Genomic DNA, 9,942 nt, shown 5'->3' with positions numbered 1-9,942 from the left:
CGCACGTATCAGGTCGCTGAAGAAGCTGCCTCCGTCGGCCACTGCCACGTCGTCAGCCGTCGACACGGGACAGCCGCGCCAGGCTTGGGGCAGGGTGTCGGCGGGCAGGGCGGCCGCGGTGCGCAGCAGGTTGCGCTCCAGCATTTCTTCCAGCTCAATCAGGTTGGCCCCCATGAGGGTCTGACAATCGGCGGAGATGCGGAGAGACACCGGAGTGTTGCCGGCCTCCCACTCTACCACGTAGGCCCTGCGTTCCTGCTCGCTCAGGCTGAAGGCAGTCGCGGGCGTCAGGGTCTTGAGCAGGGTGGCGTCGCCTTTCAGGAAGGTGATGTCTTTGCGGCTGGTGGCTTCGGCCTTGTCTTCGGGTTTCAGCACGTCTTCTTCCAGCGCGTAGCGTTCGAGGAAGTCCAGCACGGGACGGGCATCGTGGGCTGCTGCCCAGGAGGTGTCGAACAGCTTGTAGCCGATGTGTGAGATGTCGCCATAGGCATTGGTGCGAACGCGCAGGGCACGGCCGCGATGGCTCCATGTCGAGTCGTTGTCCGCATCAGGGCCCAGGTTGTCCGGCAAGTTCAGGCCGATGCTTCGGGCCAACCGCTCTAGGCAGGGCACTTGATACGTGGGGGCAGCGCCCGCGCTCAGGGCAAGCGCTACCCACAACAATGCCATATAGCAACGCCGTATCATCATGGTTTCACAGCCGTCTTGTTACCATTATGATTCCAATAGCCCAAGCCGCTGATTCGGCCGTCGCGGAACTCGCCTTCGAAGGTGTCGCCGGGCTGAGCCACGAAGTCTTTCGACGGAACGATTTTCTGTTCCTTCTTGTAAGTGATGGTTCCGTAGCCGTGGGGCTTACCGTTCTTCAGGTCGCCGGTGTAGGTTCCGTAGCCCAAGTCGACAGTGCCACGGCCGTTTTGCGGAGTGGTGGGCTTGGGGTCGACACGCTTGGGTTCGGGCGTCGCCACCTTGGGCTCTTCGGGAGCGACGGTGGCCGTGTCTTTGGGCGTCTCCGGAGCGACGGGCTTCGGTTGTTCAACGACAGTCTCGGGCTCTTTATCCCCATTCAGGTAGGAATAGAGACCGTAGCCTCCGCCGCCCAACACGAGGACGGCTGCCACGATGAGGAGGATGCGCATGCGGGGGTCGGGGTCTGGAGCAGGGCCGGTTGCTTTTTCGCGCAGGGGTTGGTGGCAAATCGGGCACTCGAACTCGCCGCCCGGTTCCACTTCCACATCTTGCTTATAGTTATCACAATCGATGTTCACACAGGTTCCAACTTTCTTTGCCATAGTTGCTGATGTTTATGAATGATTATTAATAAAGTTATTTTCCGTTCTTTGTTCCGTTCTTCGCTGACTGTCAGCCGTTTGTTTCTTGCGGGCAAGAAGCACGGCCGTTGTTCGGAAGAAACGCGGCTGCCGTGCGCAGGAAGCGGGGCTTCTGTGCACGGCACCGGCATGTATGCGGCGCTCAGGAGATGCGCAGGTCGTCGTCGCAGAGTTTTTCGGCCGCCTTGTTGAAGGCGACGAATACGGGATTGTTCTCGTTGCCGTTGAACAAGGGAAGCAGCACGTTGTCCAGCGTCTCGCCCAGCTTCAGCATCAGTTGCTTGCGCTTGTCGATGTGCTTGTAGTTCGTGTCCATTTCCTCGACGACGGCTTTCTTCAGCGCGGCGGCGTCCATGGCGCGGCTCATCTTGCTCAGTTCCTTGAGCGTGGCGACGATGTCTTCCCCAACGGGAATCCAGCGGCTGACGCGGCCCATGCGGTTCTTTTCGCCGGCAAAGCACATGGTTTTCTCGCCGGTCTCGGGGTCTTCGCGCGGGATGATGATGCCGTCGATGGTGTAGGCCATGAGGACAATCGGCATGAGGTCCTTTTCAGACTCTTCCTTGTTGCGGTTGAACAGGCCGGGCAGGGGCTTGGCGAAGCTCTCGGTGTGCACCACCATGCGGTTGACTTCGTTGCGCGTCAAGATGTCGTATTTCTCCTTCAGCACGCGCAGGTTGTCGACGTAGCGCAGGGGGAATCCGCTGTGTGCGGTGATGACGACAATCTGATTGCTCTTGAAGTTGACCGACACGTCATTGTCCTTGTTGAACGGTATGGTTCCGCTCTCGCCGAAGTCTTTGATGAAGTCGTTGCGGAAGGTGTCGTCGTCTTCGTAGAGCGGCAGCGAGAGTTGGATGATTTTCTGGTGGTTGGCCGCCGTCTCGGGACTGCCCTTGCCTTCTTCCGAGCCGTTGAAGGTCAGGAAGCTCTGTGCGGCGTTGTATATTTCCTTGACGAAGCGTTTGCGCTTTTCGGGCGTGCTGCAGTCGGAGTTCCGCAGCTTGTCGAGTATGTTGACGTTGACCAGGCGCAAGTTGGCGTTCTTCTTGGAGTATTCGTTCAGCTCGGCACGCGACTGCTCGATGCAGGCCTTCAGCGTCACTTCTTGCAAGGCGGTGAGGTTCATCTTCTTGGCCAATGCGCTGAAGGAAGCGTTGGCAGCCCCCACGGCTTCCACGATGTCGGCCCGCAGGCTGGCGGCGTGCTTTTTCTGGTTTTCCTGGTTCTTGAGGAAGCCTTGCACGGTGTCGCGCACCTGGCGCGGGTCGTACTCTTTGACGACTTCGCCCTTCATGTCATTTTCTTCGGCGTCGCTCAGCTTGCACTTGTCTTCGGCCTGTTTCTTCATACTGTCAGCGAACTCCTCATACACTCGCATCAAGGGCTCCACGCTGTTGGAGTTGAGAAGCGTCAGCATGTTTACAACCTCGGACAGCAGTTTGACGGCATATCCGTAGGCCGTGATGGTGGTCATCAGCGTGAGCTGCTCGCGCTTGGCGTCGGCAAAGCGGCCGAACGTCTTGGTCGAGGCGTTGGTCACGGCATCGCGCAGCCAGCCGATGTTGTTCCAGTCGCGGCGGATGTCCTCCAACTGGGCGGTCAGGTCTTCGTTGAGGTAGGCGGTGCGTTTGTTAATCTTCTGCTTGTATTGGTCGATGCGCTCCTCGCACTTGGTCGAAAGCACCTTGATGTATTTGTGCACTTCGATGATGGACAGTTCGCCCAGTTTCCAGCGGCCGAACAGGTTGTTCTCGACGCGGCGGCAAATCTCTTCGGCGAATCCGCTGAGCTGCGACTCGTAGTTTGCATAGAATTTCTTCACGCCGCAGCCCCGGTACATGCTGTCGAAGAAGCTCGTGCACAGTTGGTTGAACTCTTCGTACCATTCTTTCTTGGGACATTCGGCCTGCACGTCTTGCTTGTAGCGGTCCACGTAGACTTCCCAGCCCTGGACGATGGGTTTCCAGTTGGTGACGTGCTTCTCGATGGAGGGGAGCGGTTTGCTCAGGGTCAGGTATTCCTCGCTCAGCAGGTTGCTCTCCAGCTCGCTGCTTTTCTCCACGAGTTCCACATAGTCTTTGCCGACCATGTCTTCCGCACACTCGATGTATCCGCGGGCATCGTCCCACAGTCCGTAGAGCATCTGCATGGATGCCTGACGGGCCAGGTGGTAGGCTCCGTACTCGACGACCTCCGTCTCGGGGTATTCGATACGCTTCACGCCAAACGTCATGAACTTGCGGCTGTGGACAGGTTCGCCCACTTCGTTGGCTTCGGGCAGGAGGCCGTTGTTCTCGTTCGTCTCCAGGCGTGCCATCTTCCCGCCGTTCATCGACGAAACGACAATCTTCTGGAACAGGAAGTCGCCCACGATGTTCGGGAGGACTTTGTGCAGGTGCACTTCCTTGCCGGCTTCGTTGACATTCGTATAGAGGTAGGCCATGTCGAAGGCGTCTTGTCCTTTCAGCAGACGGCGCACGTTGCCGTATTCATCGGTATTTCCCTTGACGTCGGTAGGCAGATAGCGTCCCACTGACATGGCGTTCAGTTCCAACAGGGCTGCATAGCCATTGGGCTGGTAGAAGCGGTTGCTGTCTTCGCCGCCGGGTATCTGGATAATCTTCTCGGGGACGTAGAGGTAAAGCTGTATCTTGAACTTGCTCCGGTCGTCACCCGTGCGCTGGAACTCATTGCGAATCTGCGTCACTGCGTCTACGATGGAGCCTGAGCCCGTACCGCCACCGAGGCCGGCACAAATGTGGAAGGTTACGTCGTCCACGTTCTCCTGTTCCTTCAGCGCCCGTACGCGTGCATGTACCTGCCCGATGAACGTGTTTTGTGGCAGGCCGCACATGTTGTTGGCAATCAGCATACGGCCGAAACGACGGCGTTGTCCGCCGATGCCTTCGCTGATGATGGCGCCGATGCCTTCCTTCAGCATCGCCTCGTCGCGGCGGTTGATAAAGGCATTGATACCCGGATACTGGTCCAGGTTGTCCAACACGCCGGCACCGATGCCGTTGATGGACAGCCGCTGGGCGGGCGCCAACTGAACCGACGTCCCCAGCACTTGCCAGCGATCCTCGTTGTTCAGGTCTGCCAAGCTCGAATCGACATACAAGTACTCTATATGAGCGTCGCCCGTGGGGTCGTTTGAGCGAAACTCTTCGTAAATGCGCTTACGCAAGGCGCACAGAACAGAACCGCCCGTGCCTCCTAATCCAATAACTAAATGATTTGCCATATCAGTTTATACATTATTATATTATTACATGCATGAATAGTATCAAAAATCATCGTAGCGTTTAGGCCGTGCGCCTCTCCGACGGCTTCCACCGGTGCTTCTGGCGCGCGACGAGGCTGTACGCCTGGCCCGGCCGGTCTGCTCCATCGTCTGGATGACCACGACGGCTGCCACCACGACAAACAGCACGCTCCAGCCCACACGCCGCCAGATGAAACGCGCCATGTAGGCACGCAACTCGTCGGCCATGGCCGAAGCGATGTTCAACGGCGTATGCCCCGTAAAGTCGGCCCCGCCGATGAAGTAACCCACCAGCGGCCACTCCGCTTGTATCGATTCCAAGATAGCCTGACTGTTCTCTTCGTCAAACGTCACATACTCGGGCACGTCGCGCACCCAGCCATTGATGGCTTCTTCGACATCAGTGCTATAAGAACGTATGGTGACAGCCCCGCACAACAAGATGGCCTGAAACGACAAAAAAAGGAACAAGATGGCGCCCACCACGTAGCTGATGGGGGTGAAGGCCCGGTTGGAGAACCACGAACGGATGATGAAGAACATCAGCGCAACGCCGACAGCCGTCAGCAAGACCCCCAGAAAAAGATTTCCGATGGAATATGAGATGATATTAAACAAAGCTCCCATGAACAAATAGTGTTTAAATGGTACCTACGAATCGTTAACTTATCTTTATCGCTACAAAGATAACGTTTTTCATAAATAAAAGCATGTCTCTGGCAAAAAAAAAGTATTTCTCCTGCATTTGCAGGCTTTTTCCCGCCAAAACTTCCTCCAAACAGCTAAAAGCATCACGGAAAACCGTGAGAAGAAAACAGACCAGGTTCTGACGCACTACGCCCATGCTCCTTGTCCGCACGGGCCGCGCCTCTGCCGGACACGGGCCGCGGCCCGTGTCCGCCGCTCCGGCAGTGTCCACCCGTCCCCGCCACCGGCAGGTAAAAGCAGAGGGACGACCATCCGTTGCCGAATCGTCGTCCCTCTGCTTCGTGGACCAGCCAGGGCTTGAACCTGGGACCTCCAGATTATGAGTCTTTTTGTAGGATATTTCATGGAATTACATATTATGTAAATGTACTGATTGCCAGTGCTTAATACATTTTGTGGTTTGCAGGAAAATACGTATGTTTGCAGTAGTTTTCGTGCGAAAAGGTCACCTGAAGGTCACCAAAGAGAGCGGAATATCACTTGTAAATAAACATATTATGGAGAAGAAGGATACGAATAAGGTCACTAAAACGGCAAAAATGGAAGCCAAAACCACTTCAAGGGGAGAAAAGTGCCTCGCCAAATTCACGGCTGCAAATGGCAACGTATATGGTTCATTGACTCTTGATATACGAAAAGCAGGAGATTACTCGCAACCGCTTCCTGTGGCTGTGCGTGTGTGCCATGCTGGACAGAAGGTCTTTCTTCGTTTGGGCAAAACATACACTATGGAAGAATGGTTGACCTTGTGCGAATACGAGAAAAGTGGTCGTCGTGTTCAACTGATAGAGAGAAACGACATGAAAAATCTAATGGACAGGGTGGAACTTATCGCCAATCAACTTATCGCAGAAAACAACTTCTCTCTTCGCAAGCTGCAAGACAGATTTCAGGGTAGAAAAGATGATGACAGCACCATTATTACAGTGTGGGATTCATACATTCAATCTAAGACCAATGAGGGCAAGGCTGGTTCAGCCCGTTGTAGCAAAGATGTTCGTAACCGCTTTGTGAAAGACTTGGGGACAGATGTAACATTTGCAGACATAAACAGGGAGTTCGTCTTGAAGTGGGTGAAGATTATGAGGAAAAATGGACTGAGTACCACGACCATTGCCATCGCACTTCGTAGCCTCAGAACAATCATCAATATGTGTATCTCAAATGGTTTGATGAAAGGTGATACCAAGGAAATGTTCAAGGACACAGGTTACAATAAATCCCAAAGCCGCAAGCATGAGTTTCTTGATGTAGCTACCATGCGTAAACTTTATGACTTCTGGAAAGCAGGTGAGGCAAAAGACAAGGATGGGAACGAGTTGTTTCTTGGGCGAGAAAAGCATGCTATATTTCGCGACCTTGGATTATTCCTCTTTATGTATTTAGGCGATGGGCAAAATCTTGCTGATACTCTCCGTCTGACTTATGATGAACTATACTATGCCACTCATGGCAAACAGTTACGTTTTCTTCGTCATAAGACCCGGGAACGAAACGAGAGTGCCAGTGAGGTAATATTTCCTGTTACACCTGAGATACAAGAGATACTCAACCGATATGGTAATGCTCCAAAACTTGGGCGAAGGGTATTTCCCATAATGAGCGAACTTATTACCCCTGAACAGGAGATATGGGTTATCCAACGTTATAACAGATATATACGTGAGCACATGGCAAAAGTCGCTAAACTCATAGGATTGGAACAAACACCATCACCAACATGGGCAAGACATAGCTTTGCTACCAATCTCAATAATTCAGGTGTCGTACCTTATAAATATATAAGTGACAGCATGGGGCATAGTGGTGGCAGTGACATCACTTCCAACTATATAGGCGCCTATCCTCTTGCGAAGATGTTGGAGTACAATTATTATTTGCTTAATGAGAAGCCTAAAGAAACTGCCCCAGTTGTAGATAAGAAAGCTTTGTTGGAAATGCTGAAGGGCTTAAGCGAAGAGGAGAGGATGGAGTTGATGGTTGATTTATCTAACTGATGCAGCCTTTACCGCAAGAATACCAAGCAAAACACCGCAAAAACACGGAATAAATAACCACAAAAATACCAAGTAAAATGCCGCAAAAACACCAAGTAGCTAATCGTATTCCAAATAAAATCAGTATCTTTGTACTAAAATTAAAACAACCGCTATGAAATATTTATCAAGAGTCGCTGATAAAATGCTTCAAGAACGCTTGGAAACATTTGGGGCAGTGTTAATAGAAGGTCCAAAATGGACTGGGAAAACAACCACAGCGGAACAACAAGCCAAAAGCGTAATCAAGTTACAAGACCCGGATAAAGCGGAAGAGTATCTTGCCACAGCAGCCACCAAACCATCTTTATTATTGAAGGGAGAGCAACCGAAGTTGATAGATGAGTGGCAAGACGCCCCGATGATTTGGGATGCTGTACGTACAGCTGTCGATAATGCAGGAGGTAAGCCTGGACAATTTATTCTGACGGGAAGCAACACCGTGGATAAAACAAAGATCCGGCATACTGGTACAGGACGCATTACACGAATGAAGATTTACCCGATGAGTTTATGGGAATCTTTGGAATCATCAGGAGAAGTTTCTATTCAGGAACTTTTCAACAACCCTGATTACGATATTGATGGTGCTTCAAGCAAATTAGATATTCCAGGGCTGATTATGGCAGCCTGTCGGGGAGGTTGGCCTGCCACGTTGCAGATGCCACCAAAAGCAAGCATGTTCATCGCCAAGGATTATGTAAATAGCGTTTGCGAGAATGATATTTCGGCTGTAGATAACAAACAGCGAAATCCGAAAATTGCCCGACAAATCATGAAGTCGTATGCCCGAAATATCAGTACACTGGCCAAGAAAAGCAATATCCTTGCAGATGTCACTGCGTCAGAAGACATCAGTTTGTCCATGAATACCTTTGATGATTATATTGCTGCCTTGGAAAAATTGTTCGTTATCCAAGATATTGATGCGTGGTGTCCCGCTATCCGTAGTAAGACAGCCATCCGTAGCTCTCCCAAGCGTTGCTTCGTTGACCCTTCTATTGCTGTAGCTGCTATGAATGTCAATGCAGAAGCATTAGAGACTCAGCTCAAAACCTTTGGATTCATATTTGAACAGATGTGCATCAGAGACTTGAAGGCATATACAGCTGATTTCAATAGTCGTATTTCCTATTATAGAGATAGATATGGTCTGGAAGCTGATTTGGTGTTACATCTGGAAGATGGGCATTACGCCTTGATAGAATGCAAACTTGGTAGCCGTGAAATAGATGATGGAGCAAAACATCTACTGGAACTCAAAAGGTTGATACAGGAACACAACAAGACGGAGAAGCAGGTGCCTATTCGGGAGCCAGACTTGCTTATTGTGATGACGGGTGGGACAATGGCATACTCTCGTCCCGATGGAGTTAAAGTAATTCCTTTGGCATGTCTCAAAGATTAACCATTTAGCAAAACTGTTTATATGGATGATGATATGAAGGAACTTCACCATGATAACTATCCCAGTCAATCGGAAATGCAGGAATGGCTTGAAGCGAATCAAGAAATCTATACAGACTTTAAGAGTAAGATTCAATCCATCTTAAAGAACCCGTTGTGCGATAACCACAGTAAACAGATAGACGATGAGACAAATAAGCTACAAAGCATAATCCTGGAGATAATGACCACAGAAGAAGGAGCTGCTATCGATGAGATGATTGACAAATTCTCCAATGCCATAAAAGATGGGAATGTGTCTGCCTGTTGCTTGTATTGCTATTTGGAATTGGACAATGGGTTTAAGGAAATAGAATATGCCATGACCAAATTTGAGCAGTCAGAGGATGCAAAATACATCAAAGAAGGCATTCATGCTTATTTGGAGGACAAGAAACGTGAAACTCAAGAGGCAGTTAACAAGGATTTGAATTTGCTCAGCCTACGTCGCTGGCACTATGAACACCCCGGAGACTATCAAGAATTTACAAATCTTTTTGCCAAAGCATACGAAGGTGATATGACTTTCATTCTTAAAGGCATGTCTTACTTGGCAGAGATGCTGTCTCTCAATGGAATTAAGGGTATTACAGAATTACTTGAAAGCCTTTGTCCTGGGACTGAAAGCTACAATAGAGCTCAATTTGGAAGCAATTACCAGCAAGTCCATGAGAAACTGACAGCCTTGTTTGCTTCTACATTTAATCAAGAGGCAACGAAACAAAAACTCCTGCATAACAATCCTTTCATGTGTAGTGCGTTCTACTGGATGATATTTGACGATGGTTTTGTGAAGATGGGAGATTTACTCTCCAAAACAATGATGGGAGAAAACTCGTCTGTCTGGCAGAAAGGTTTTGGTGGGCAATTTATACGCTCTTTAATGCTTACCAGCTTTGACAAAGCAGCTTATACCAAAGGGGCATGGAAAGCTATGGGTAAAAATGGTGCGGCAAGAGAGGTGGTCAGTTCCACCTTACAGGCATCTAAAGGTCGCCGTGGACGCAAGCAAGTCTGTGTCCTGCTTGAAGAAATGCTTATACAACCTTATGCGGAACTTCTTACCAATGGGATAGAAACAATACTCACCGAATGGATGGAAACGAATGCTACAGACTCCGTTCTTGCCTATATTTTTGCTGCGTTGACTAAT

Annotated in this window: 6 protein-coding genes and 1 pseudogene; 3 read left to right on the top strand and 4 right to left on the bottom strand. The window is 50.6% G+C overall.

All coding sequences use genetic code 11. The features are described from left to right. The 4 genes and pseudogenes from M3090_RS14380 to M3090_RS14365 form a co-directional block, all read right to left on the bottom strand. Positions 1-690, bottom strand: a pseudogene (locus M3090_RS14380) (hypothetical protein); the annotation flags it as partial. Beyond that, entirely contained in the window at positions 687-1,292 is a 606-nt protein-coding gene (locus tag M3090_RS14375) for a hypothetical protein (RefSeq protein WP_249057473.1), read from the bottom strand. The pseudogene M3090_RS14380 and the gene M3090_RS14375, both read right to left, overlap by 4 nt. Before the next feature lie 181 nt (positions 1,293-1,473). Continuing rightward, positions 1,474-4,578: a tubulin-like doman-containing protein gene (locus M3090_RS14370; protein WP_249057472.1), complete on the bottom strand. Its 3,105-nt coding sequence runs from the start codon at positions 4,576-4,578 to the stop codon at positions 1,474-1,476. 42 nt (positions 4,579-4,620) lie between these two features. Next, positions 4,621-5,226, bottom strand: coding sequence for a hypothetical protein (locus tag M3090_RS14365; RefSeq protein ID WP_249057471.1), 606 nt, complete (start codon positions 5,224-5,226; stop codon positions 4,621-4,623). Positions 5,227-5,804: 578 nt separating this feature from the next. On the opposite strand from M3090_RS14365, the gene M3090_RS14360 reads away from it, so the two are divergent. The 3 genes from M3090_RS14360 to M3090_RS14350 form a co-directional block, all read left to right on the top strand. Then, on the top strand, positions 5,805-7,304 hold the full coding sequence (locus M3090_RS14360) for a tyrosine-type recombinase/integrase (RefSeq protein WP_249057474.1): 1,500 nt from the start codon (positions 5,805-5,807) through the stop codon (positions 7,302-7,304). A gap of 154 nt (positions 7,305-7,458) precedes the next feature. Further along, positions 7,459-8,751 (top strand): ATP-binding protein, encoded by a 1,293-nt coding sequence (locus tag M3090_RS14355; protein ID WP_249057469.1) that lies wholly within the window; start codon positions 7,459-7,461, stop codon positions 8,749-8,751. Positions 8,752-8,772: 21 nt separating this feature from the next. Then, a partial coding sequence (locus M3090_RS14350) for a hypothetical protein (protein ID WP_249057467.1) occupies positions 8,773-9,942 on the top strand: 1,170 nt, incomplete at its 3' end.

Source organism: Bacteroides sp. ET71, from assembly GCF_023336905.1.
Classification (GTDB): domain Bacteria; phylum Bacteroidota; class Bacteroidia; order Bacteroidales; family Bacteroidaceae; genus Bacteroides.
This window is presented reverse-complemented; position numbering and strand designations above follow the sequence as displayed.